The following is a 23,856-nucleotide window of genomic DNA, read 5'->3' as shown; positions in this document are numbered from 1 at the left end:
ATCCTGCCGTCCGGCCGCGGCGAACCCAACCGGTTTTCAGGCGGGCGCGCCGACCTCGTAGCGGCCGTCCTCACCGGTGACGGTGATCGTGACGGTCTTGCCCTCCCCGCCGACCTGGACGGTGCAGCTGAACGTACTGCCGTCCGTGACCTTCTGGTTCGACGGGCAGATCACGTCCCCGACGCCCTGGAGCTGGTACGTCTCGGTGAGGACCTTCTTCACGTCCGCCTGCATGGTCCTCGGGTCGAAGACCCTGCCCGGGGCGCTGGAGGGGCCGACCGACGTACCGCCGGTGGCGGGCGCGCTCGACGACACGCTCGTCGACGGCGGGACCGTGACGGTCTTCGTCGCCGGCGCGGGTACCGGAGTGTCCGAACACCCCGCCAGCACCGCGAAAGCGGCACAGCACAGACCGACCGTCGCGACGGCTCGCCTGCTCAAGCTTCTCCACCCCCGGAATGTGATCTTCCAACGTCAGAAGAAGGTACCGCACCAGGGGTTCACTCGCGTGCCGAACAGCAGGTCCGCCCGTTCCAAGGCGAGCTCGCCGGTGGCGCGGACCCGTCCGGCGAAGGCGAGATCCGACGCGCGCCAGCCGCCGAGGTACAGCATCGACAAGGTGTCGGCGTCCATGGCGAGATCCGCCGGGTCGGTGGTGCGGGCGGCGCCGTCCTCGGAGAGGCGGTACCGGCCGGAGTTGTGGTCCAGGAAGCGATCGGTGACCTCGATGACGACGGGTTCGCCCCGGTACGTCCGGGCGCCGAGCATCGTGGCGACGTCGACCAGCCGGAGCCAGCCCTCGTCCTGGGTCTTCTGCACGGTCACGTGCCGCGGGTCCGCGAACAACAACTCGACGGGTTCGTCGAGTGGCCGTTTCTCCGCGGTGATGCGGTCGACCAGGTCCACGGACAGCAGGTAGCGCCACAGCCCGGCGAACGCGTCCGGGCCCGCGTGGTGGAAGGACTGGATCTTCAGCAGCGACGGGGCGTCGAATCTGGCCCTCTCGACGGTGTACGTGACGTAGCCGTCGACCCCGTCCGCACCTCGGTGCACGGCGGTCGTGACGGGAGAGGTCGCCCGGCGCACTTCCCGCTCGTAGCCCGGCCACAGATGCGGGCTCCGCGCGATCATGCCGGGCCGGGTGCGCGGGAGGGCGTCGAAGAGCGACGGCCACTGCTCGATGGTGCTTTCCAGCCCCAGCAAGGAGATCTGCCCGCCGGTCGGAACCTCGGGACGGAACCGCGCGCGATGCCTGTCGACCTCGATCGACTTGCCCCGCGCGGCGACGCCGTAACCGAACCTGCCGTAGATGGTTCCTTCGGACGCGTGCAGCATCGCCGCGGGAACGCCGCGGGCGGCGAAATCCTCGAACTGAGCGCGCATCAGACCGGTCAGCACGCCACGCCGGATCCGGTCGGCGCGGACACCGACGAGGCTGACCGCGGCGAGCGGCGTGGTGCCGCCGCCGGGCAGTGTCACTTCCGAATCGAAGGACCGGACGGTGCCGATCAGCTCCGGGTCGAACGCGCCGAACCCGCGGTCCGGTTGCATCGACGGGGAGATGGCCGCCCATTCCTCGTCGGTCATCTCCCTGGCGTGCAAGGCGCGCCTGAACACGTCCGTCGCGGCCCGATCCTCGTCGGACCGCAACAGCCGCACTGAAAAGTCGCTCATGGGACGATCATGCAGGATCGACCGTCCCCGGCGCCCGCCGTTTACTTGGTGACGGCGGGTGGTGAGACCTCGTAGTTGCCGGTGTCACCCTTCACGGTGATCGGCACCTCCTGCGGCTTGCCCTCGATCGTTGCGGTGCAGGTGAACTTCACCCCGTCCTTGACCTCCTGGCCGGAGGGGCAGGTGACCGCGCTGATCTCCTTGATCCCGTAGGTCTCGGTGAGCAGCTTCTGCACGTCGGTCTGCATCTGCGTGTTGTTGAAGACCTGCGTGTTGAACCAGCCCGGCGTGACGAACCCGAGAACGCCCACCGCGGCGATGATCACCACGAGCGCGCCGATCCCGATGAACAGGCCCTTCTTGGACTTCGGCTTGTCCTGCGCCTCGCCCTGGGTGCCCGCGAACTGGCCCTGGCCGTACTCGTACTGGCCCTGCTGCTGCGGCTGCCCGTACTGCGGCTGCTGTTGCGGGCCGCTCTGCGGGTAGCCGGGCTGCTGCTGAGGGCCGCTCTGCGGATAACCAGGCTGTTGCTGGGGTCCGCTCTGCGGGTAGCCCGGCTGCTGGCCGTACTGCGGGGGCTGCTGACCCCACTGCGGCTGTTGCTGCTGCGTCTGGGAGGGGTCGTAACCGGGCTGCTGCTGGGGATACCCCGGCTGCTGCTGCGACGGGTCGTAGGGAGCGGGCTGCTGACCCCACTGGGGCTGTTGCTGCTGCGTCTGCGACGGGTCGTACTGCGGCTGCTGACCCCACTGCGGTTGCTGCTGCGGACCGCTCGGCGGTTGAGTGCCGCCCGGCTGTTCCCCGTAGCCCGGCTGCTGCCCCCATTGGGGCTGCTGCTGCGGGTCGTTGCCGCCATACGGCGTGCTCATCGTTCGCCTCCGCCTGTTCCGCCATCGTCACCGGCCGTGCTACATGGCCGTCGTGGGCGATCCAACCACAGGTGGGCGCCCCTGCCCACTGTTCCCGGGTGGTGTCGGGCCAAGTCGCCGCGACCGTGCTCACACCGGTGGCGGCATCGAATCCGCCGGTCAGCCCAACACCACCCGGCACCCGGGCGCACCGTGGTGTGCCCCAGCGCGCGCTATGAAAGGCCCGTTACTTGCAAATTTTGCAAGTAACGGGCCTTTCATAGCGCTTGGGTGACCGAACCGAACCCGGGGATCAGGCCCCGCCCGCCGCCACGACACCCCGCCGCAAGGCCTTCACCGCATCCGAAGCCGCCGCACCCACCGGATCGGCCCGCCCGAGGACGTCGCGGATCTGGTCCAGCAGGTCGATGACCTGCCGCGACCACCGCACGAAGTCGCCGGCGGACAGCTCCTGCCCGTTCGCTTCGGCGGCGGTGAGGACCTTTTCCAGCGATTCGCCACGCGCCCAGCGGTAGATGGGCCAGGCGAAGCCGGCGTCGGGCTCGCGGGTGCGGTCCAGCTTGTGCCGCCGCTCGTCTTCGGTGAGCTCCATCCACAGGCGCGTGGTCGCCTGCCAGGCGTCGAGCACCTTGCCCGCGGGCAGGCGCGGCTCCCCCGCGGTGTCGCGGCGGGCCTCGAAGACCAGCGTCGAGACGACGGCCGCGAGTTCGGCGGGCGCCAGGCCCTTCCAGACGCCGTTCCGGATGCATTCGGCGGCGAGCAGGTCGGACTCGCTGTAGAGACGGGTGAGCTGTTTGCCGTGTTCGGTGACGCGGTCCTCGCCGTTTCCCTCGGATTCGGGGCCGAGGTAACCGCGCTCGCCGAGCAGCCGCAGGATGCGGTCGAAGGCACGCGCGAGCGAGTGCGTGGTCGCGGCGACCTTGCGTTCCAGTTGCTCGGTCTCCGCCGAGAGACGCTGGTACCGCTCGATCCAGCGCAGGTTCGCCTCGCGTTCGGCCAGACCGTGGCACGGGTGGGCGCGCAGCGCGCGGCGCAGCGCGGCCAGCTCACCGTCCTCATTGGCCCCGGCGCGGCGCTTTTGCCTGCCCGGCAACGAGATTCCCGCGTTCCGGAGAGTCGCGGCGATGTCCCGGCGGGTCTTGGGTGACCGCAGTTCGATGTGCTTCGGCAGCTTGATGTTCCCCAGCGCCTCGACGGGTGACGGGAAGTCGGCGACCGAGAGCGGACCGGACCAGCGGTCCTCGGTGACCACGATGGGCCGCGGTTCGCGGATCGGGTCGAGCCCAGGGTCGACGACGACCGCGAGCCCCGCCCGCCTGCCCGCGGGGACGGCGATGACGTCGCCCTTGCGGAGCTTTTCCAGCGACTCGGCCGTGCCCGCGCGGCGTGCGGAGGTGTTCTGCCGCGAGAGCGCCTTCTCCCGGGCCGAGATCTTCGCGCGCAGCTCGACGTACTCGAACATCGCGTCGAAATCGCCCGTGATGGCGGACGTGTAGCCCCGCAGGGCCTCCTTGTTCCGCTCGATCCGCCGCGCCGTCCCGACCACCGACCGGTCGGCCTGGAACTGCGCGAACGACTGCTCCAGCAGGTCACGGGCCGCCTCGGCGCCGACCTGGGCGACCAGGTTCACCGCCATGTTGTAGCCGGGCCGGAACGACGAGCGCAGCGGGTACGTCCGCGTCGACGCGAGCCCGCCGACCTGCTTCGGGTCGATCCCCGGCTGCCACGCGACGACGGCGTGCCCTTCGACGTCGATCCCGCGCCGCCCGGCACGCCCGGTGAGCTGCGTGTACTCCCCCGGTGTCAGGTCGACGTGCGCCTCGCCGTTGTACTTCACCAGTCGTTCCAGGACCACGGTGCGCGCGGGCATGTTGATGCCGAGCGCGAGCGTCTCGGTGGCGAAGACGACCTTCACGAGGCCTTGGACGAACAGTTCCTCGACGGTTTCCTTGAACGCCGGGAGCAGCCCGGCGTGATGCCCGGCGATGCCGCGCTCGAGCGCCTCACGCCACTCCCAGAAGCCGAGGACGCCGAGGTCGCCTTCGGGCAGGTCCTTGGTGCGTTCGGCGACGATCCGGCGGACCTTCTCGACCTCTTCGGGACCGTTGAGCCGCAAACCGGACCGGACGCACTGGCCGACGGCGGCGTCGCAGCCGGCGCGGGAGAAGATGAACACGATGGCGGGGAGCAGACCGGCGCTGTCGAGTCGCTCGACCGTGTCCGTGCGGGACGGCGGCCGGAACCGCGGCATCCGTGACGGCGCCCCGCGCCGCCCCCTCGGCCCGCGCATCCCGGCCGGGGCGAAACCGCGGCCGACCTCTTCGGTGCGGCGCAGCAGGCTGGGGTTGATCCGCAGTTCGGCGCCCGGCGCGTGTTCCTCCTGGCCCGCGAACAGGTCCATCAACCGGTTCCCGACCAGCATGTGCTGCCACAGCGGCACCGGACGGTGCTCGTCGACGACGACCGAGGTGTCGCCGCGGACCTCGACGAGCCACTCGCCGAACTCCTCCGCGTTGCTCACCGTGGCCGACAGGCCGACGACCCGGACGTGCTCCGGCAGATGGAGGATGACCTCTTCCCAGACCGCGCCACGGAACCGGTCGGCGAGGTAGTGGACCTCGTCCATCACCACGTAGGCGAGCTCGCCGATGGTCGACGACTTGGCGTAGAGCATGTTGCGCAGGACCTCGGTGGTCATCACCACGACCTGCGCGTTGCCGTTGATCGAGGTGTCACCGGTCAGCAGGCCGACGGCGTCGGCGCCGTAACGCCCGACGAGATCGGCGAACTTCTGGTTCGACAACGCCTTGATGGGCGTCGTGTAGAAGCACTTACGCCCTTCGGCGAGGGCGAGGTGCACCGCGAACTCGCCGACCACGGTCTTCCCGGCGCCGGTGGGCGCGCAGACGAGCACACCGTGGCCGTCTTCGAGCGCCTCGCAGCCGCGGATCTGGAAGTCGTCGAACTCGAACGACGATTCCGCGGCGAACCGGGTCAGCTGGGGATACTGAGCGCGGCGCTGGGAGGCTGCGTACGCCTCGGCCGGGGTCTGAGAAGGGCTGTTGACCACTTCGTCAGGGTTCCATACCCCACCGACAGTTCGCACTCGGTGTGACGATCCCGGGAACGGCGGCCACCCCTGTCGCATCCAAGGGCCGGATTCGGGATCGAGAGGGGACGCCATGGAGCTCGCTTGTCCGCGGTGCGCGCAGGTCGACCAGGTGCAGAGCGTGCCGGCGGTGTTCCAGGCCGGGCAGACCACCTACCGGGTGCAGGGGTCGATGACGGCCATCCCCGCCGGTGACGGCGTGGTCTACACCGCGACGGCGCATCGCGGCGTGTCGGTGACCGCGACCGCGGCGGCGCTCAACCCGTATCCCGTGGTCCGCGGCGGCGGGTGCTTCCTGACGCTGGCGCTGCTCTTGCTGGTCCCCGCGTTCGTGTTCGTCTCGTTCGCCAACGACGTGCTCGCCGAGAACCCCGCGCCGACCGCGGGCGGCCGCGTCGGGGCGGCGATAGGGGCGTGGATCTTCCCGTTCGGGGCGTTCGCGCTGGTGGCGCTGTTCGCCGTGCTGTTCGTGCTCCGGCTGCGGCGCAACGCGCGGATCCGGCGAGGCATCCCGGACGCGCTGGAGTACTGGCGGCAGGCGTGGTTCTGCCATCGGTGCGGTGGCGTGTTCTTCCCGCGCGGTGACCTGATGCCTGCCGCGGAGTTCCGGGGCCGGGTGTGGCGCGCGGGTGGCTACGCCGGGCTCAAGCCAGGACGGTGAGCGCGCCGGGAACGCAGGAGATGTCGATCGGCAGCCTGCCCAGTGGCTCACCGTCGGCGTAGACGGGCAGATCACTGCCGGCGAGGTGGATCCGGCTCGCCTTGAGAGTCCGGACCGCCGGATGCGCGATGTGCTCGCCGGAACGGACGCCGGGCAGCATGCGGAGGAGATCCCGCCTGGTCGCGTTGCCCACCACGGTGACGTCGAACCGGCCGTCCTCCGGGTCCGCTCCCGGGCAGATCCGCATGCCGCCGCCGTAGAACGGGGTGTTGCCGACGGCGATCATGGTGGCGTCGAGTTCGAGTGTCTCGACGTCGGTGCGGAGCAGGACCGGCCGGGGCCGGAACGCGGCGAGTTCGGCCAGGATCGCGACGTCGTAGCGGCGCGGTCCGCGAGGCCAGGACAGCCTGTTCGCGCGTTCGGTGACCAGGGCGTCGAAGCCGGAGCAGAGAACGGTGGCGAACCAGGCGTCACCGGCCCGGCCGAGGTCGATCCTGCGTCGCTTCCCCTCCGCGATTTGCCTGGCGGCGAGATCGACGGCCGCGTGCGGGTTCTCCGGGATGCCGAGCGCCCTGGCGAAGTCGTTTCCGGTGCCCGCGGGGACGAGACCGAGAGCGACGCCGGATTCCGCGCAGAACTGGACGCCTTGGTGCGCCGCGCCGTCGCCGCCCAGAACGACGAGGACGTCCAGCCCGGCCGCGCGCGAGTCGGTCATCAGCGCTCGGGATTCCTCGACCGTGTTGGCTACGAGGACGTCGAGCCGGTCCACGGCGGGCCGCAGCCGCGCCGCGACCGACTCCGTCAATCGTCCCGCGGCTCCGTTACCGGAAGCGGGGTGGACGGCCAGTGCCGCGTGCATCCCCGGATCAGGTGACGTCGTCGGTGCTGGTCCGCTTGCCGCCGGTCGCGGCGGAAGGCTCGTCGTCGATCTTGCTCGGCGTGTAGTCGAACGGCGCGGCCTCGTCGTCGTCGAGCTTGTCCCAGCCCTCGGTGCCGCGTTCCTTGTCGAGCTTGCGGTCGTGGAAGCGCGCGATCTGGATGGACAGCTCCAGGAGCACCACCAGCGCGCCCGCCAAGGCGATCATCGAGAACGGGTCCGAACCGGGCGTCGCGAACGCGGCGAAGACGAACACCACCATGATCAGGCCGCGGCGCCACTTCTTCAGCATCTGGTACTTCAGGACGCCGACACGGTTCAGCATCACCACGAACAGCGGGAGTTCGAAACTGACGCCGAAGATCAGCAGCAGCGACAGGATGAACGAGATGTACTTGTCACCGGTGAGGGCGGTGATGAACTGGTCGCCACCGAAGTTCATCAGCAGCTCGAGAGCGTGCGGGATGAGCAGGTACGCGAGCACGGCGCCGGTGGCGAAGAGGATCGACGCGAAGAAGACGAAGGTGAGCGCGTACTTGCGCTCCTTCGAGTAGAGGCCGGGCGCGATGAACGCCCAGATCTGGTAGAGCCACAGCGGCGCGAACAGCACCGCGCCCGCGGCGAGACCGACCTTCAGCTGGATCATGAAGGCTTCGAACGGGACCGTCTGCAGCAGCTGGCAAGGGCCGTTGGGTTGTCCGCCAAGCCTGCGCTGGTGAGGAATGCCGCAATACGGGCCGGTCATGATCTCGCCGAGCGACGGGATCGGGCCCACCTTGGTCTGGAACCAGAGGAAACCGATGATCCCGCCGGCCAGGATGGCGAGCAGCGCGAAGCCCAGACGGCGCCGGAACTCGTAGATGTGCTCGATGAGCGTCATCGTGCCGTCGGGGTTGCCCCGACGGCTGCGCTTGCGCCGCTTCGACCCGCGGCGTTCCTCACCGGAGGCGGAATCCGCCACTGAACAGTCCGTTCTCGTCAGGGTCCACCATGAGCGCGCCGTGACTTCGGCGCGCTCATCCGCGAACAGGCTCCGCTGGGCTTGCTGAGACCGCTGCTCGCCAGCCGATCAGCTGGCGTTCTTCTGCGCCTGCTCCGCCGGTGCGGGCGCGGGGGCCTGCTGCTTCTTGAGCTCGTCGAGCTGACGCTGGAGATCGGCGACCTGCTTGTCCTGCGCCGTCGAGGCGGCGGGCGCGGGCGTGGTGGCCTGCGGCAGCTGCTTGGTCTCGACCTCTTCGGTCTCGGCGGCCTTGTCCTTGTCTCCGGCCATGTCCTTGGTCTCGGCCTTGAAGATCTTCATGGACTTGCCGATGGACCGCGCGGCGTCCGGAAGCCTCTTGGCGCCGAACAGCAGAACAACGACGAGCACCAGGATGATGATGTGCCACGGCTGCAGCGCGTTCATCGTTTGCGGCCTCCTTCTCGAGTCTCTGTGTGAGATGTTACCGGTCTTCGAGCCCACGTCGTTGCGCGATCGCCACGCGGAGCGCGGCCGACCGGGCGCGGAGAAGCCCTGTCCGTTTTCGGGTGTTCGTAGCCACCATGCTCATCGTATGGGTGAGCACGCGCAAGACTCTGCGTAATTTGATTAGCAGAACGAAGAGCAGGACCAGCCCGGCGATGGCGAGCACGATGCTCGGCAGGTACGACACGGCGTCACCCTACTGCTCGTAGGTTGACGTTAGGTGACGAGCCCGCGCCAGCGCGTCGGCCGCCCGTCGACGAACCGCCTCCGCGAGCACGGCCGGGCTTTCGACCTGCGCGTCCCCACCGAGACCGAGGATCAGCCGGACCATCCAGGATTCGTCCGCGTACCGCATCCGGATCCGCAGGCGCCCGCCGTCGAGCTCGGCGAGTTCCTCGCAGGGGTAGTACTCGGCTACCCAGCGTGTGTCCGGGTCGAGCACGAGAACGGCTTCCTGCTGATCGGGACGCGGCCGGAAGACACCGTCGGAAATATCGGTCGGCCGGGCGTGCGCAGGCGGGACGGCCGGTTCATCAAGCACGGTGAGCTCGTCGATGCGGTCGAGCCGGAACAGACGGACATCCTCGGCGCGGCGGCACCACGCTTCGAGGTACCCGACGGCCTGGACGATGAGCAGCCGCATCGGGTCGACGGTGCGTTCGGTGATCTCGTCCTTCGACGCGGTGTAGTAGCGGATCCGCAACGCGCGCTTCGCGGTGAGAGCGGCCCGGACGGCTTCGCGGGTGCCGGCGGTCTTCTTTCCCTCGCGGACTCCCCCGCCGACGACGATCCCGGACGGCTGGGCCTGCCCCGCGGCGGCCTCGATCTTCGCGATGGCACGGCGGACGGCGTCGGCGTCGAGCACGCCGGGCGTCTCGGCCAGCGCCCGCAGCGCGACGAGCATCGCCGTCGCCTCGCCGCCGGTGAGCCGCAGCGGGCGGTTCATGCCCGCGTCGTGCGTGACGACGATCGTGTCGCCTTCGAAGGAAAGGTCGATCAGGTCGCCGGGGCCGTAGCCCGGCAGCCCGCACATCCACAGCAGTTCGAGATCCTTGCGCAGCTGCTTGGGCGTGACGTCGAAGTCGTGGGCGGCGTCGGTGATCTTGATCCCCGGCCGGGCGAGCAGGTACGGAACGAGCGCGAGCAGGCGCGGCATCCGTCCGGTGGCGCTCATCGGGCACCGCCCGCGTGCGCGATGGCCTCGAGACGGCTGAAGACCGACTTCGCGAGGACCTCGGGTTCGAGGACCAGGACGTCCGGGCCGTGGGCGGTGAGCCAGTCGGCGGCGGATTCGGGGTAGTACAGCTCGATCTCCACGAGATCGCCTTCTTCTCCCCCTGCGTCACTGCGGCCGACCACCCGGCCGCGGCGGCGGACCCCGGCGGCCCGGCCGTCGGCGACCCAGACGCTCGCCGTGGTCGGCGCGGACGGGTCCTCACTGCTGCTGGCCGAAACCATCCGCAGCAGGTTGACCCCTTCCGGGCGCTCGACGACGCCGCATTCGCCGAAGGCCGCGACCTTCCCGGTCACCCGCGAGAGGCGGAAACACCGGGACGCGCCACGGTCCCTGTCGTGCCCGACGACGTACCAGCGGCCTCGCCAGGACACCACGCCCCACGGTTCGAGGGTGCGGATCTTGCGTTCGGCCGAACCGCTGCGCCGGTACTCGAAGCGCACCGCCTGCCCGGCCTGGACGGCGGCGAGCAGCGGGCCGAAAGCCGGTTCGGCGCGGACACGGGGCTCGACGACGGTCGGGGCGTGGTCGTCGACTTCGACCCCTGCGGCGCGGAGCTTCACCAGCGCGCCCTGTGCTTCTCCGGTCAGTTCCGGCGAATCCCAGAGCCGGACGGCGAGGCCGACCGCGGTCGCCTCGTCCGGGGCGAGGTCGATTTCGCCGAGTTCGTAGTCGCGGCGCGCGATGCGGTAGCCGTCGATCGCGTCGAACGCGGAGTTGCGCCCGGTCTCCAGCGGGATGCCGAGTTCGCGCAGTTCGGTCTTGTCGCGCTCGAACATGCGGAAGTAGGCCTCGTCGCTGGCCGCGTCGGCATACCCGGGCACGATGCCCCGGATCCGCTCGGCGGTGAGGTACTGCCGGGTGGACAGGAGGGCCAGAACCAGGTTGACCAATCGTTCGGCGCGTGCGGTGGACACCCGGTTACCCTAGCCCGCGCCGTTCGACCCGATGGTGAGAGCCGCCGATCGCGCGTCATAACGATCCCTGGCGCTCTCCACTTCGTCGAACCTCGTCTCGGCCCAGTCCTTGATCCCGGCCACCAGCCGCAGGAGACTCCGGCCGAGTTCGGACAGTTCGTAGTCCACGCGAACCGGCACACACGGCGTGACGGTGCGGGTCAGCAGACCGTCCCGTTCCAGGGTCCGCAGCGTCTGCGTGAGCATCTTCTGGCTGACGCCGGCGATCCGCCGGGAGAGGTCGCTGTAGCGCTGGGGGCCGTCGCCGAGGGCGACGAGGACGAGACTGACCCATTTGCCCGAGACCTCGTCGAGCAGCTTCCGGGCCGGGCAGGCCGCGAGGTAGGCGTCGTAGGCCCGTTTCTCCTCGTCCCGCCGCTCCTGTGCCGTGCGCGTGACCACGGTCGCCGTACCTCCGCGTGGGTTGGGCACCTCGAGGTGCGTACTTCCCGATGGAGAGTAACTCCCCCTACGTTCGCGGTGAACGACCCCTTGGAGGAGAACGATGCGCGCTGTGGTGGTCCGCCGGTTCGGCGGTCCGGAAGTCCTGGAATTCACCGAGATCCCGGTGCCGGTACCGGGATTCGGTCAGGTGCGGGTGAGGGTGGCCGCGGCCGCGGTGAACCCGGTCGACGCCGCGACCCGGTCGGGTTTCCTGACCGAGGCGGGGATCATCCCGCCGCGCGAGGTGATCGGCATCGGCTGGGACGTGGCGGGGACTGTCGACGCGGTGGGCGACGGTGTCACCGGGTTCACCGAGGGGGACGCCGTGATCGGCCTGCGGGACCGGCCGTCGGCCGCGCTCGGCACGCACGCCGAGTTCGTCGTCCTCGACGCGACCGCGATCGCCGCCGCCCCGCGGACGGTGTCCACTGTGGAGGCCGCGACACTGCCGCTGAACGGTCTCACCGCGACGCAGGCATTCGATCTGCTCGATCTGCCGCCGGGAGCGACGGTCCTGGTGACCGGCGCGGCGGGCGCCGTCGGCGGCTACGCGGTCGCGTTGGCCAAGGCCCGCGGCTACCGGGTGGTGGCTGTCGCCGGTTCCGCCGACGAAGCACTCGTTCGCGGCTTCGGCGCCGAGGTTTTCGTGCCTCGCGGCGACTTCCTCGCCGACCGCGTGCGGGCCGAGATCCCCGGTGGCGTCGACGCGGCGCTCGACACCGCGCTGCTCGGACTCGAAGCCCTGGACGCCGTGACGAACCGCGGGCGGTTCGTGGTGTTCGCGGCAGGAGCGGCGCCCATCCCCTTGCGCGGCATCAAGGTCGAGCACGTCTGGATCCGCGCGGACGGCGCCGCGCTGGCCGGACTCGCGACCCTGGTGGACGACGGAGTGCTAGCCCTGCGTGTCGCGGAGACCTTGCCCTTGCACGAGGCGGCGAAGGCACACGAGCGCCTCGCGGCGGGTGGCCTCCGCGGACGACTGGTTCTGACCCAAGAATAAGTTGACGCTTAATTAAGCCCAAGGTTATCTTCACCCCATGGACGGCGAAGAGACCCGGCTCGAACTCCGGCGCGAGTACCCGGACCCGATCGAAGACGTGTGGTCGGCGCTTACCGAATCCGAGCGGATGTCCCGCTGGATCGGCACGTGGACCGGCGAGGCCGGGGTCGGCAACACGATCATGCTGCTGATGACCGCGGAGGAGGGTTCCGAACCGGGCCCCGCCGTCATCCGCGAATGCGATCCGCCCCGACGGCTGGTGGTCGACCTCGGCGTGACCGACCAGCCCGCGTGGCGGGTGGAACTGACCCTGACTCCGCGGGGCGACGGCACGGTGCTCGACTTCGTGCACCACCTGCCCAAGACCGATTGGGACACCTCGGACATCCTCAAGGGCTGGCACTTCTACCTCGACCGGCTCGGCGCCTCCCTCGTCGGCGAACCCGTGCCCGAGTGGGACACCTACACGCCGCCTAGTTTGGACGCATGAACGATCGAGTACTGCTGATCACCGGTGCCTCCCGCGGCCTCGGCGAAGCCACCGCACGCCGGGCCGCGGCGGCCGGTTTCCGGCTGGCGCTGCTCTCCCGCGACCGCGAGGCGCTGCTCCCCCTCGTCGCCGAGTTCGGCGAGGATCGCACCCTCGCGCTCGCGGTGGACGTCACCGACTGGGAGTCGCTGTCCTCCGCCGTGGAGACGGTGAAGGAGACCTTCGGCCGCCTGGACGCGGTGTTCGCCAACGCGGGGCAGAGCGTCGTGGTCTCGTTCTTCGGCGACGGCGGCGCGGACCCCGAACAGTGGCGGGACATGGTGCTGACCAACGTCTACGGCACCGCCCTCACCGCGCGGGCGACCCTGCCGTCGCTGGCGGAATCGAAGGGGCACCTCGTGCTCACCGGTTCGGTCGCCGGGCGCTACCACCGGCCGGGAAACCTCTATTCGGCGACGAAATGGGCGGTGACCGGGCTCGCCGGGTCCATTCGCGAGGAGGCCATCGGCACCGGCGTCCGGGTCACCGTGGTCCAGCCGGGGCTGGTCGACACCTCGATGATCCCCGAGGACTCGAAGTCCAAGCCGAAACTGGAACCCGACGACATCGCGAGGGCGGTGCTCTACGCGCTGGAGCAACCGCCCTCGGTCGACGTCAACGAGATCGTGGTCCGCCCGACCGGACAGCTCCGCTAGCGCGGCAGCAGCGCTTCCGCCAGCCGCCGCCAGTACGGCATCGCCGACTCGCCGGGTGCGACGCCGATGACCTGGATCCCGACGTGGTCCGCGCCGGCGTCGAGGTGACCGCGAAGCTTCGCGACGACGGTGTCGAGGTCGCCCCAGAACACGAGATCGTCGACGAGCCGGTCGCTACCGCGGCCGCCGTCGATGTCGGCCTCGGTGTAGCCGAGCCGGAGATACTTGGCGACGTTGTACTGCGACGTGAGGTACGGGTGCAGGTGCGCACGGGCGATCTCGCGCGCCTTGCCCGGGTCGGTTTCGAACAGGACCGCGTGCTCGACACCGAGGAATGCCTTGTCCCCCAGTACTTCCCTCGCCTGAGCGGTATGCGGCACCGTCACGTGATAAGTGTGCGCGCCCTCGGACCGGTCGCGGGCGAGCCCGAGCATCTTCGGCCCGTACGCGGCCAGCAGCCGCCTGATCGGGGCCGCGGGAAGCGGGTTCGCGCTGGTGACTGTGTCGAGTTCGTCGAGGTACCCGCTCATCGCCTCCAGCGGCTTGACGCCGGGACGCGCACCGCCGAAGCCGAGCCCCAGGACATGCCGGTCCAGGAAGGCGTCGGCGAGCAGGAGTGCCGCGCCGTGGGTCCAGCGCGCTCCGCGGGAATCGATGCGCGCGATCCCGTTGACGACGGAGATCCGCTCGGTGGACGCCAGCAGGAATCCGGCGTGGGTCAGCGCTTCACGGCCGTCCCGTTCGGGGATCCAGATCGCGGGCCAGCCGAGTTCTTCCAGTTCCCGTACCGAATCCCGCAGCAGACTCGCGGGCTGATCCTCGAAGTCGAACGTCCAGATCCCGAAACGCCCCAGTTCCATCAGTCTCTCCTCAGGTCGAGTACAACATATCGCAGTATCGCAGATTCTCGATATGTTATTCCCGAGGAAGCTCAGATGGAGCGTCCGAGCAGGTCGACGAGCTGGGCGATCCGCTGTTCGTCACGCCGGTAGTGCGTCCACTTCCCCACCCTGGTGGACCGGACGAGCCCGGCGCGCTGCAGCAACGCCATGTACGCCGACACCGTCGACTGCGCGAGCCCGAGCTTCTCCTGGAGGTGGCTGACGCAGACGCCGACCTCGTTCTGGTCGGCGATCGCCTTATCCGGCGAAAAATGCCGGTCCGGCTCGCGCAGCCAGCCGAGCACCTGGAGCCGGACCGGGTTGGCGAGCGCCTTCAGCACCTCGACCAGGTGCTCGGTGGTGTCTTGGGCGGGTTCGGCGTGTGCGGTCATGGTCCTTCGAGCTTAACCCGCGGCCAGCCGGGCGGCCCGGCCCTTCGCCCCGCTCGCCCAGCACGCGCCGCGGGCGCAATCGACCGAGTCCAGCGATCCGGTGTCGAACGACTTCCAGTGCCGTCCGCCGTCCGGGCTCAGATCGCTCCCGCCGGGGCCGACGGCGATGACCGTGTTCCCCAGCCAGGCCAGGCCGGAGCGGTAACCGACCGGGGCCTCCGGCGGTGTCCGCCAGGTGCGTCCCTTGTCCGCGCTGAGCGCGACCGCGGGACCGGGTGCGTTCGGCGCCGCGTAGTCGCCGCCGATGGCCACGCCGTGCCGCGGATCCCGGAACGTCACCGAGAAGACCCCGGCAGAAGCACCGCTGGGCAACGGGGTGTCGGCGGCTTCCCAGGTCCTCCCGCCGTCGCCGGAATGCAGAACTCGCGCGCGTGCCCCGCCGCCGGTCGCGATCCAGGCATCGCGCGGGCCCGACGTGGTGACGCACTGACCGCTGGCGGCGAACCCGAACTCGCCTTCCAGCGCGGGAACCATGCCCTCGGCGGGCACGGGCTTCCAGCTGCGGCCGCCGTCCGAAGTGGACTGCAACCGGAACTTCCCGTCCACCGGGTCACTCATCGCGAGGCCGCGACGGTGGTCGAAGAACGCGATGCAGTCGTAGAAGGCGACGGGATCACTGTTCTGGAAGGACAGTCGCCAGCTCTTGCCGCCGTTGTCGGTGCGGTAGATCCGGGACGCGTCACCGGGCCCGATGGACAGAGCGACCGCGTGATCGGCGTCGAAGGCCTCGATGTCACGGAAGTCGAGGGCTTCGGTGCCGGGCGGGGCCACGGGCTTCCAGGTGCGGCCGCGGTCGGTGGTGCGCAGGACGGTGCCCTTGCTGCCGCTGACCCAGGCCGTACGGGAGTCCACCGCGGAGAGCCCGCGCAACTGCGCGTCCGTGCCCGTCGGGGTCTCCGTCCACGCGGGGTCGGGGCATTCCGGCGCGGCGTGCGCGACACCGGTGAACGCCAGCGGGACGACCGCTCCCAGCAGGACCAGCAACGCACGGCGCATCGGCGCACCTCTCCCTCGGTCGAAGAATCGCGCGGGTCACCCTAGCCTGGCCGACGGCGGCCTGGCGAGACCCGCGTCAGCCGGACTCCCGGGCAAGATGCTTCTGGACCTTCTCGATGGTCGGGAAGAGCAAGCGGTGGGCGACGACGAGGTTGACGACGGTCAGGATCGTGGCGAGAACCGGCAAGAGTGTGTACATCACGATGCCGGGCGTGAATTCTATTCGATCTTTCGCATCGTATCGACCGGAACCGGCAACCCCCGAGACATAAAAAATCAAGAAAATCGCCACCGAGAACATCGCTCCACCACACAACCCCGCTTCGACTCCCCGCAGGACGACGGCGCCTTTCGTCTGCACCGAGCCGGTTCTCACGAGTGACCGTGCCATCATCATCGCGACACCCGACAACAGCAGCGCGGCGGCGGCGAAAGTCGCCATTCCCATGGTGACGACATTGGCGCCATCACTCGATGTCGGAAGAATTCGCCCCTCGATCTGGATAACGACCACGAGAACCAGACCGACGACGCCCGTTCCAGCCCCGAGACTGGTCACGACTTCACGGATGGCGCTGATCATCCCGGGTGGGAGCCGACGATAGGGCTCCGTCGGCCACACGGTCGGATACGTCACGACTGCCGCTTCCAGTCCGTCGAGTGCGATATCGACTCCGTGTTGGTCCTGGGCCACGTATCACCGAGGGACTTCACGGCATGGCGGGCGGATTGCGGGCGACGTCGTCCGCTTGCCGAGCCACGGCGGCGATGGTGGCGGCATTCGCCGCCGCGGTCACGGCGCTATGAAGGCCGCGCGGGTCGACCGACTGTTTCCACTCCCGCGTGAGGACCACGGAGAGGACGTCGGCATCCGGTGACACGACCACGGTGACGACACCGTCCTGGTCCTGCCCGCTGATCCGGTCCTCCTCGGGAACCGGCTCAGTGGACGACGACCGCGGTGGATCGTCGTCCTGTTCCAGCTCGTCCTCGAAGGCCCATCGCTCGTCGTCCATCCTCGCCCTCCCCGGCTCAGAACCAACAGCGATCAACACGGTACTCGGAGTGATGGTCGCGTGTCAGCCGGTTCTGAGCCGGGTGTCGATCAAAGCGAGGAGATGAGCCTCTCGACCCGTTCGTCCACCGAACGGAACGGGTCCTTGCACAGCACTGTCCGCTGAGCCTGGTCGTTCAGCTTCAGGTGCACCCAGTCCACGGTGAAGTCACGTCCGGCGGCCTGCGCGGCGGCGATGAAGTCGCCACGCAGCTTCGCCCGCGTGGTCTGCGGCGGGGTGTCCTTGGCCAGTTCGATCTCGCCGTCGTCGGTGACCCGGCGCACGAGGCCCTTGCGCTGCAGCAGGTCGAAGATGCCGCGGCCACGCCGGATGTCGTGGTAGGCCAGGTCGAGCTGCGCGATGCGCGGGCTCGACAGGTCGAGGTCGTGCTTGGCGCGGTAGCGCTCGACCAGCCGGTGCTTGATCGCCCAGTCGATCTCGGTGTCGATCTTGCTGAAGTCCTGCTGCTCCACCGCCTCCAGCGCCCGGCCCCACAGCTCGACGACACGCTCGGACTGCGGCGAGGAGCCGGTCTCCTTGACGTGCTGGACGGCACGGGCGTGGTACTCCCGCTGGATGTCCAGCGCGGACGCCTCGCGACCGCCGGCGAGCCGCACCTGGCGGCGGCCGGTGAGGTCGTGGCTGATCTCGCGGATCGCCCTTATCGGGTTGTCCAGCGTGAAGTCGCGGAACTGGACGCCCGCCTCGATCATCTCCAGCACCAGGTTCGCCGATCCGACCTTGAGCAGGGTGGTCGGTTCGGCCATGTTCGAGTCGCCGACGATCACGTGCAGGCGCCGGTACCGCTCGGCGTCGGCGTGCGGTTCGTCGCGGGTGTTGATGATCGGACGCGAACGTGTCGTCGCACTGGAGACGCCTTCCCAGATGTGTTCCGCTCGCTGGGACAGGCAGTACACCGCCCCGCGGGGCGTCTGCAGCACCTTGCCCGCGCCGCAGATCAGCTGCCGGGTCACGAGGAACGGCAGGAGTACGTCGGCGATCCGGGAGAACTCCCCCGCACGGGTCACGAGGTAGTTCTCGTGACAGCCGTAGGAGTTGCCCGCCGAGTCGGTGTTGTTCTTGAACAGGAAGATGTCGCCGCCGATGCCCTCGTCCGCCAGTCGCCGCTCGGCGTCGACCAGGAGATCCTCGAGGATCCGCTCGCCCGCCTTGTCATGCGTGACCAGCTGCACGAGGTCGTCGCATTCGGCCGTGGCGTATTCCGGATGGGAGCCCACGTCGAGGTAGAGCCGCGAGCCGTTCGACAGGAAGACGTTCGACGAACGTCCCCAGGACACGACACGCCGAAACAGGTAACGCGCCACTTCGTCCGGGGAGAGCCTGCGTTGCCCGTGAAAGGTGCACGTGACCCCGAACTCGGTCTCGATGCCAAAGATCCGCCGCTGCATCCCACCAGAGTAGGCGGTGAGACCCCACTGATGATGCGCCGTTCGGGCTGCGACACGCGGTAGGTACGTTGCATTCGGTGAAAGGTGTGCGGGATGTCCCGATCGGGTATCACGCACATGACATCCCGGCCCGGAAGTGGGGAACTCGTGTTAAAGCAGCTCAAACGCCCTTTCCGCAAGGTCGGGCGGACCGACCGAAGGTTGATGGCGCAGAGCGCGGCGCTGCCGAGGACCAGGGCCGACGAGGTGATCACCTCGCTCTCCAAAAGTGCGGACAAATCCAAGCTCTGGTGGTGTGTCGCCGTCCTGCTCGCGGCGAAGAAGGGCCCGACACGCCGGGGCGCGCTCCGCGGCGTGGCCGCCATCGCCGGGGCGAGTGCCGCGGCGAACCTGATCGGCAAGCCGCTGTTCCCCCGCCGCCGTCCCGCGGCCGAGGAGGTGCCGATGCACCGGCGCCTCGTCCGGCGTCCGACCTCGTCGTCGTTCCCCTCCGGGCATTCGGCGTCCGCGGCGGCCTTCGTCACGGCCGTCGCGATGGAATCGCCCAAGGCGGGCGCGGCCCTCGTCCCGCTGGCCGCCGCCGTGGCCTATTCCCGGGTCCACACCGGCGTCCACTGGCCCAGTGACGTCGGCGTGGGTATCGGTATCGGCGTCGGCGCCGGGCTGCTCACGCGCCACTGGTGGCCGTTGAACCCCGACGTCCCGGCCCGCACAGCGCATACCGCCGAAGCGCCCGAGATGCGCGACGGTGAGGACATGCTCGTCCTGGTCAACCCGCACTCCGGGGTCGACGGTCAGGACCCGACCGAGGAAGCCCGCTTCGCCTGGCCCAAGGCCACCATCCTGTACCCGGACTCGAAGCGGGACCTCCGCGATCAGCTCTGCGACGAGATCGCCGCCCGTGAGAACACCGTGCGCGCGCTCGGTGTGGCCGGTGGGGACGGGACGGTCGCCGCGGTGGCCGCCGTCGCGGCCGACCACGACCTGCCGCTCGCGCTCATCCCGGCGGGCACCCTCAATCACTTCGCGCGTGACGTCGGCATGCGCTCGATGCCCGACGCGGACGCCGCCACCGAAGCGGGCAACGCCGTCGGCGTCGACCTCGGCGAGGTGGAGATCAACGACGACGACGATCACCGGTACTTCGTCAACACCGCCAGCCTCGGCGGCTACCCGGAAATGGTGCGAGTCAGGGAGAAGCTGCAGAAGCGGCATCCCAAGTGGCCGTCCGCGGCCATCGCGCTCGCCCGCACCCTCCGGCGCGCGAAGCCGCTGGAAGTGACGCTCAACGGCAAGAGCACCAGCATCTGGCTGCTGTTCGTCGGCAACGGCACCTACGCGCCGAAGGGGCTCGCGCCCTCGCACCGCCCGGCACTCGACACCGGCCTTCTCGACGTGCGCTACCTGCGGGCCGACCTGCCGTATTCGCGGGCCCGGTTCATCCTCGCCACGATCACGAACAGCCTCAACGCCAGTCACGTGTACCAGGAACTCGACGTCCCGGAACTGCACGTCCGGCTGCTCAACGGCAACCGCCGGGTGGCCACCGACGGCGAGGTCGGCCCGCTCGGCAACGACTTCCGCTTCCGGTCGCGGCCCAGCGCGCTGACCATCTACCGGAACTAGGCTTCGAGCAGGGCGCTGCCCAGCGGCGTCAGCGAGTGCAGCACGGCGTTGCGGTCGCGTTCGGTGGTGATCAGCCCCGCGCGCCGCAGCACCGTGGCGTGCTTGCTCACCGCCGACGGCGTCACTCCCAGCCTGGCGGCCAGTTCGGACGTACTGCACCCGACAACCAGGACAGCCAGCGCCGCGGCCCTGGTCGGCCCGAGAAGGTCGGCCAGGGCGGTGTCAGGCGACCTCCGCACATCACGGCCGTAACCGGTCGACGGGGCCGCCTGCCGTACCGACGGATACAGCAGCCGGACCGGCGACTCCCCCTCCGCCGGGACGATAACCGGGCAGACCGCGAAGTAGGTCGGCGAGATCACCAGCCCGGCGCCACCCCCGCCGCAGGAGCCGACGATCCCGTCGCCGACCTCCAGGACGGGAGACGACCACCGCACCAGCGGACGCAGACTCGTCAGCACCGCGTCCACCCCGTCGTGCAGCAGTAGCTGCGCCCGCATCCCGCGATCCGCGTCGACCTGAGCCCGTGCCGATTCCCACCCCGGAGCCAACGACAGGTCGAAGTAGTCCTGCATCGCCTGGACGAGCTTCGGCAGCCCCGCGGTGTCACCGTCCGGCAATGCCGCCGCCCAGGCGGGCAGCTCCCGGTTCACCGGGGCGTCCCGCAAGGCCGACTTCAAGCACACCGAGCCCGTCCGGGCGACCGCCGCGAGCCCCGCCTCCAAACCGCTTTCGCCGGCGTCCGGAACGAGGAACGGCGGGATCGGCGCGTACGGGCGGCAAAGCCACAGCAGCACCGAAGCCGACTCCGCCAGTCCGTGCCGGACCCGGTGCCGCCACCGGTTGAACAACGCCGAGCCGGCATCGCGCCGCTGCAGGATTTGCAAACTGGATACGAGCTCGGTCAGGGGATCGGCCTCGGGCGCGAGCCGGACGCGCGTCAGGTCCTGCAACGTCAGCTCGATACGCACGGGTGCCCTCGCCTAGATCGAAGTCGTCGCCGTGTGATCGCGAGCCACGCCGTTCCGTTACATCACTGAACTGCCGCTTTGCCGCTGCCGGAAATCTCCTCGACGGCCGTGGTCCAGACCTGAATGATGTTCACAGAGGGCCCGCTTCTCGGGGGTTTACGCGGAGCCTTCCACGAGGGGGAATCACCGACAGGCCCAAGGGGCCGCGTTTCGACGCGGCCTGGCGACTCCTGCCGTCCCCCTCGCTTCACTGGGAGAAAACGCTTTCCACAAAGGGGAAAAATGACGAAAACGAAGCGTCTGGCCGGCCTCATCGCCGCCGCAGCGGGTGTCCTGACCCTGGCCACCGCACCCGCCGCCACCGCGGCCCCGCAGCCCACCGGCGACGGGTTCAAGACGGTCACCGTGCACGGCATCAAGCTCATTCCGGTCAAGCGCACCTCGACGGGCGCGCGCACGCAGGCGGCCGGCGTCGCCGACGCGGACATGTTCCTCATCCCGTCCGGGCTGGACGCGAACAAGTGCTGGGACGCCGACCTGGGCACCATCAACCGCAACGGCACCAAGATGCAGGTCTGGGACTGCAACTTCGACGCGGACCAGCAGGCGTTCTACATCACCGACAACCCCGAGGGCTACACCCGCTTCCAGAACGTGGCCAGCGGCCGCTACCTGGACGCGGACCTCAACACCATCAACCAGAACGGGACCATCGTCCAGCTGTGGGACTACATCCCCGGTGCCAAGAACCAGTGGTGGGGCGGAGCCGTCAACCCCGAGGGTTACGTCCGGTTCCAGAACCCGAGCAGCGGCCGCTACCTGACCGCGGAGGGCAACTCGGCCTCCAACGGCACGCGGCTCCAGCTGTGGAGCTTCCTCGCCGGTGGCCGCAGCCAGTGGTGGGGCACCGGCCCCGCCTGAGGCCGTGAACGGTCCGGTTCGCTCCTGACCAACCTGACCCACTCGGTACCGGCGCCTCGGTCGCTTGAAGTACGTGATGGCCCCCTTCCTTGCGCTAGACGCAAGGAAGGGGGCCATCACGTACTTCGGCAAGGTGTGAAGGTCGAGTTTCCTCGGCTGAGCCGAGGGAAGAGGCCCTTCACGCGCGGCCGCTGTGACCACCGGTGCGGGTGGGGCGAAAGTAGCGGCCATGGCGATCACGACAGTAGTGAAGGCCTCCATCACTACTGTCAAGGTAGGCAAGGGGCCCTTCACGACCCGGACCCGTGGACTACCGCAGCCGCCACTCACGACGCTCCACGCCCACCGTCCACACCGGACCCCCAAACGTGAAGGCCCCCTCCCCCACTCCAGACGCGGGGAAGGGGGCCTTCACGTACTTGAGACTCAGTCCTTCTTGGACTCGCCTTCGGGCTTGTCACCCTCGGACTCGTCCTTCTCCGGCTCGGCGGGCAGCAGCGCGTCCAGCGCCGCCCCGGCGACCCGGCGGAACTTGCGGCCGCGGCGCTCCCGCTCGAGCACGGCGACCTCGAGCTTCACCGGGTCCGAGTCGCCGTTCGTGGGCGTCGGGGTGTTGTCGCGCAACGCCTTCACGGCGACCCCGAGTGCCACCTCCAGCTCCAGGTCCGGCTCGTAGCTCTCTTTCAGCTTCGTGGTGAGTGTGTCGGCCTGACCGCCCATCACGACGAACTTCGGCTCGTCGAAGATCGAACCGTCGTAGGTCAACCGGTACAGCTGGTCCTCGGCCGCGGTCGCGCCGACCTCGGCGACGCAGACCTCCACCTCGAACGGCTTCAGCTGTTCGGTGAAGATGCTGCCCAGTGTCGCGGCGTACGCGTTCGCCAGCGCACGCGCGCTGACGTCCCGCCGGTCGTACTGGTAGCCCTTCAGGTCCGCGTGCCGGATACCGGCGACCCGCAGGTTCTCGAACTCGCTGTAGCGGCCCACGGCCGCGAAACCGATCCGGTCGTAGATCTCCGACACCTTGTGCAACGTGGCCGAGGGGTTCTCGGCCACGAACAGCACGCCACCGCGGTACTTCAGCGCGACCACGCTCCGGCCGCGCGCGATTCCCTTGCGCGCGAGCTCCGAGCGCTCCCGCATCAACTGCTCGGGAGAGGCGTACAACGGCATCGTCACTGTGGTGCTCCGCTCTTTCTGGCTCTCATCGGAAAAGGGACAGGGAGGACGGCTAGCGCCCGCGCTCGGATCGCGCGGCCACGATCGCCTCGGCCACCGCGGTGGTCTGCTCGAGCGGCAACGCCACCGCACCCTGTTCCGCGGTGACCGTCACGATCGTCGGGAAGATCCGGCGCACCAGATCCGGCCCGCCGGTCGCGGTGTCATCGTCCGCCGCGTCGTACAACGCTTCCACTGCCACCCGGATCGCGCCTTCGGCGTCCGCGTCCGGGTCGTACAGCTTCTTCAGCGAGCCCTTCGCGAACAGCGAACCCGAACCGATGGCGTGGTACCCGGCGCTCTCCTCGTACCGGCCGCCCGTCGCGTCGTACGAGACGATCCGGCCCGCGTGCTTCGCGTCTTCCGCGTCGAGGTCGTATCCGACGAACAGCGGCAGCACGGCCAGGCCCGCCATCGCCATCTCGAGGTTGGACTTCACCAGCCCGGCGAGTTTGTTCGTCTTGCCGTCGAGCGAGAGCGAAACACCCTCGATCTTCTCGTAGTGCGCCAGTTCGACCGCGTACAACCGCACCATCTCGATCGCCAGCCCGGCCGAGCCCGCGATTCCCACCGCCGAATACTCGTCGGTGACGTGCACCTTCTCCATGTCGCGCGAAGCGATCAGGTTGCCCGACGTCGCCCGCCGGTCACCGGCGATCAGCACCCCGCCCGCGAACTTGACCGCGACGATCGTCGTACCGTGCGGCGCGTCCAGCCCGCCCGCGCCGGCCGCGACACGCCGTTCCGGGAGCAGTTCGGGCGCCTGCGCCCGAAGGAAGTCCGAGAACGACGAGGTCGCCGACGAGAAGTACGCGGCGGGCAGCGCCGACTTACCCGAGGTGTGTTCCATACG

The 23,856-nt window shown here is 69.4% G+C and carries 26 protein-coding genes; 6 read left to right on the top strand and 20 right to left on the bottom strand.

The window, feature by feature from the left end:
* Nucleotides 1-36: 36 nt before the first annotated feature.
* From ACLJPX_RS04910 to ACLJPX_RS04895, 4 genes are all read right to left on the bottom strand, one after another.
* On the bottom strand, nt 37-441 hold the full coding sequence (locus ACLJPX_RS04910) for a DUF4333 domain-containing protein (RefSeq protein ID WP_410598913.1): 405 nt from the start codon (nt 439-441) through the stop codon (nt 37-39).
* A 33-nt stretch (nt 442-474) separates the two neighbouring features.
* Complete coding sequence (locus ACLJPX_RS04905; RefSeq protein ID WP_410598912.1) at nt 475-1,674, bottom strand: GNAT family N-acetyltransferase; 1,200 nt, start codon at nt 1,672-1,674, stop codon at nt 475-477.
* A gap of 41 nt (nt 1,675-1,715) precedes the next feature.
* Nucleotides 1,716-2,543: a DUF4333 domain-containing protein gene (locus tag ACLJPX_RS04900; RefSeq protein WP_410598911.1), complete on the bottom strand. Its 828-nt coding sequence runs from the start codon at nt 2,541-2,543 to the stop codon at nt 1,716-1,718.
* 292 nt (nt 2,544-2,835) lie between these two features.
* Nucleotides 2,836-5,613, bottom strand: coding sequence for a DEAD/DEAH box helicase (locus ACLJPX_RS04895; RefSeq protein WP_410598910.1), 2,778 nt, complete (start codon nt 5,611-5,613; stop codon nt 2,836-2,838).
* A 112-nt stretch (nt 5,614-5,725) separates the two neighbouring features.
* On the opposite strand from ACLJPX_RS04895, the gene ACLJPX_RS04890 reads away from it, so the two are divergent.
* The gene (locus ACLJPX_RS04890) at nt 5,726-6,313 is read left to right on the top strand and encodes a hypothetical protein (protein WP_410598909.1); all 588 of its coding nucleotides are present in this window, start codon (nt 5,726-5,728) and stop codon (nt 6,311-6,313) included.
* On the opposite strand, the gene ACLJPX_RS04885 is transcribed toward ACLJPX_RS04890, so the two are convergent.
* From ACLJPX_RS04885 to ACLJPX_RS04855, 7 genes are all read right to left on the bottom strand, one after another.
* A complete protein-coding gene (locus ACLJPX_RS04885) occupies nt 6,297-7,172 on the bottom strand; it encodes a diacylglycerol/lipid kinase family protein (protein WP_101607699.1) in 876 nt (291 codons plus the stop codon). The two genes, ACLJPX_RS04890 and ACLJPX_RS04885, sit on opposite strands and share 17 nt — an antisense overlap.
* A 7-nt stretch (nt 7,173-7,179) precedes the next feature.
* On the bottom strand, nt 7,180-8,151 hold the full coding sequence (tatC, locus tag ACLJPX_RS04880; RefSeq protein ID WP_410598908.1) for a twin-arginine translocase subunit TatC: 972 nt from the start codon (nt 8,149-8,151) through the stop codon (nt 7,180-7,182).
* A gap of 108 nt (nt 8,152-8,259) precedes the next feature.
* A complete protein-coding gene (gene tatA / locus ACLJPX_RS04875; protein WP_410598907.1) occupies nt 8,260-8,595 on the bottom strand; it encodes a Sec-independent protein translocase subunit TatA in 336 nt (111 codons plus the stop codon).
* Nucleotides 8,596-8,632: 37 nt separating this feature from the next.
* The gene (locus tag ACLJPX_RS04870) at nt 8,633-8,842 is read right to left on the bottom strand and encodes a bacteriophage holin (protein ID WP_101607696.1); all 210 of its coding nucleotides are present in this window, start codon (nt 8,840-8,842) and stop codon (nt 8,633-8,635) included.
* Nucleotides 8,843-8,851: 9 nt separating this feature from the next.
* Nucleotides 8,852-9,829 carry a helix-turn-helix transcriptional regulator gene (locus tag ACLJPX_RS04865; protein ID WP_184904702.1) on the bottom strand — a complete coding sequence of 326 codons (978 nt, stop codon included), beginning with the start codon at nt 9,827-9,829 and terminating at the stop codon, nt 8,852-8,854.
* Nucleotides 9,826-10,806: a helix-turn-helix transcriptional regulator gene (locus tag ACLJPX_RS04860; RefSeq protein WP_410598906.1), complete on the bottom strand. Its 981-nt coding sequence runs from the start codon at nt 10,804-10,806 to the stop codon at nt 9,826-9,828. The genes ACLJPX_RS04865 and ACLJPX_RS04860 overlap by 4 nt, the downstream gene beginning before the upstream one ends.
* Before the next feature lie 9 nt (nt 10,807-10,815).
* On the bottom strand, nt 10,816-11,247 hold the full coding sequence (locus tag ACLJPX_RS04855; RefSeq protein ID WP_410599091.1) for a winged helix-turn-helix transcriptional regulator: 432 nt from the start codon (nt 11,245-11,247) through the stop codon (nt 10,816-10,818).
* A gap of 103 nt (nt 11,248-11,350) precedes the next feature.
* On the opposite strand from ACLJPX_RS04855, the gene ACLJPX_RS04850 reads away from it, so the two are divergent.
* Genes ACLJPX_RS04850 through ACLJPX_RS04840 form a run of 3 tightly spaced genes read left to right on the top strand, consistent with a single transcriptional unit; the run spans nt 11,351 to nt 13,474 of the window.
* Nucleotides 11,351-12,289, top strand: coding sequence for an NADP-dependent oxidoreductase (locus ACLJPX_RS04850; protein ID WP_410598905.1), 939 nt, complete (start codon nt 11,351-11,353; stop codon nt 12,287-12,289).
* Nucleotides 12,290-12,326: 37 nt separating this feature from the next.
* A complete protein-coding gene (locus ACLJPX_RS04845; RefSeq protein ID WP_410598904.1) occupies nt 12,327-12,779 on the top strand; it encodes an SRPBCC family protein in 453 nt (150 codons plus the stop codon).
* Nucleotides 12,776-13,474, top strand: a complete 699-nt coding sequence (locus ACLJPX_RS04840) for an SDR family oxidoreductase (RefSeq protein ID WP_101607690.1) — start codon at nt 12,776-12,778, stop codon at nt 13,472-13,474. Before ACLJPX_RS04845 ends, ACLJPX_RS04840 begins: the two co-directional genes overlap by 4 nt.
* On the opposite strand, the gene ACLJPX_RS04835 is transcribed toward ACLJPX_RS04840, so the two are convergent.
* The 6 genes from ACLJPX_RS04835 to pafA form a co-directional block, all read right to left on the bottom strand.
* Nucleotides 13,471-14,334 (bottom strand): TIGR03620 family F420-dependent LLM class oxidoreductase, encoded by an 864-nt coding sequence (locus ACLJPX_RS04835; protein WP_410598903.1) that lies wholly within the window; start codon nt 14,332-14,334, stop codon nt 13,471-13,473. The genes ACLJPX_RS04840 and ACLJPX_RS04835 overlap by 4 nt on opposite strands.
* Nucleotides 14,335-14,405: 71 nt before the next feature.
* Nucleotides 14,406-14,747: an ArsR/SmtB family transcription factor gene (locus tag ACLJPX_RS04830; RefSeq protein WP_410598902.1), complete on the bottom strand. Its 342-nt coding sequence runs from the start codon at nt 14,745-14,747 to the stop codon at nt 14,406-14,408.
* A gap of 12 nt (nt 14,748-14,759) precedes the next feature.
* Nucleotides 14,760-15,803: a WD40/YVTN/BNR-like repeat-containing protein gene (locus ACLJPX_RS04825; RefSeq protein WP_410598901.1), complete on the bottom strand. Its 1,044-nt coding sequence runs from the start codon at nt 15,801-15,803 to the stop codon at nt 14,760-14,762.
* A gap of 76 nt (nt 15,804-15,879) precedes the next feature.
* Nucleotides 15,880-16,386 carry a hypothetical protein gene (locus tag ACLJPX_RS04820; protein WP_410598900.1) on the bottom strand — a complete coding sequence of 169 codons (507 nt, stop codon included), beginning with the start codon at nt 16,384-16,386 and terminating at the stop codon, nt 15,880-15,882.
* A gap of 127 nt (nt 16,387-16,513) precedes the next feature.
* Nucleotides 16,514-16,819 carry a YbaB/EbfC family nucleoid-associated protein gene (locus ACLJPX_RS04815; protein WP_410598899.1) on the bottom strand — a complete coding sequence of 102 codons (306 nt, stop codon included), beginning with the start codon at nt 16,817-16,819 and terminating at the stop codon, nt 16,514-16,516.
* Nucleotides 16,820-16,908: 89 nt separating this feature from the next.
* The gene (gene pafA / locus ACLJPX_RS04810) at nt 16,909-18,267 is read right to left on the bottom strand and encodes a Pup--protein ligase (RefSeq protein WP_101607686.1); all 1,359 of its coding nucleotides are present in this window, start codon (nt 18,265-18,267) and stop codon (nt 16,909-16,911) included.
* 204 nt (nt 18,268-18,471) lie between these two features.
* On the opposite strand from pafA, the gene ACLJPX_RS04805 reads away from it, so the two are divergent.
* On the top strand, nt 18,472-19,893 hold the full coding sequence (locus ACLJPX_RS04805; RefSeq protein ID WP_410598898.1) for a bifunctional phosphatase PAP2/diacylglycerol kinase family protein: 1,422 nt from the start codon (nt 18,472-18,474) through the stop codon (nt 19,891-19,893).
* On the opposite strand, the gene ACLJPX_RS04800 is transcribed toward ACLJPX_RS04805, so the two are convergent.
* Entirely contained in the window at nt 19,890-20,864 is a 975-nt protein-coding gene (locus ACLJPX_RS04800; RefSeq protein WP_410598897.1) for an ArsR/SmtB family transcription factor, read from the bottom strand. The genes ACLJPX_RS04805 and ACLJPX_RS04800 overlap by 4 nt on opposite strands.
* Before the next feature lie 282 nt (nt 20,865-21,146).
* Between ACLJPX_RS04800 and ACLJPX_RS04795 the strand changes: the two genes are divergently transcribed.
* Complete coding sequence (locus tag ACLJPX_RS04795; RefSeq protein WP_410598896.1) at nt 21,147-21,785, top strand: RICIN domain-containing protein; 639 nt, start codon at nt 21,147-21,149, stop codon at nt 21,783-21,785.
* Nucleotides 21,786-22,211: 426 nt separating this feature from the next.
* On the opposite strand, the gene prcA is transcribed toward ACLJPX_RS04795, so the two are convergent.
* Together prcA and prcB are read right to left on the bottom strand one after the other, a co-directional pair.
* A complete protein-coding gene (prcA, locus tag ACLJPX_RS04790; RefSeq protein WP_101607682.1) occupies nt 22,212-22,964 on the bottom strand; it encodes a proteasome subunit alpha in 753 nt (250 codons plus the stop codon).
* Between the two features lie 52 nt (nt 22,965-23,016).
* Nucleotides 23,017-23,853: a proteasome subunit beta gene (prcB, locus tag ACLJPX_RS04785; RefSeq protein ID WP_410598895.1), complete on the bottom strand. Its 837-nt coding sequence runs from the start codon at nt 23,851-23,853 to the stop codon at nt 23,017-23,019.
* Nucleotides 23,854-23,856 lie beyond the last annotated feature (3 nt).

This window comes from Amycolatopsis sp. lyj-90, from assembly GCF_046549035.1.
Taxonomy (GTDB): domain Bacteria; phylum Actinomycetota; class Actinomycetes; order Mycobacteriales; family Pseudonocardiaceae; genus Amycolatopsis.
The sequence above is the reverse complement of the archived record's forward strand: the minus strand, read 5'-3'. Positions and strand labels throughout refer to the sequence as shown.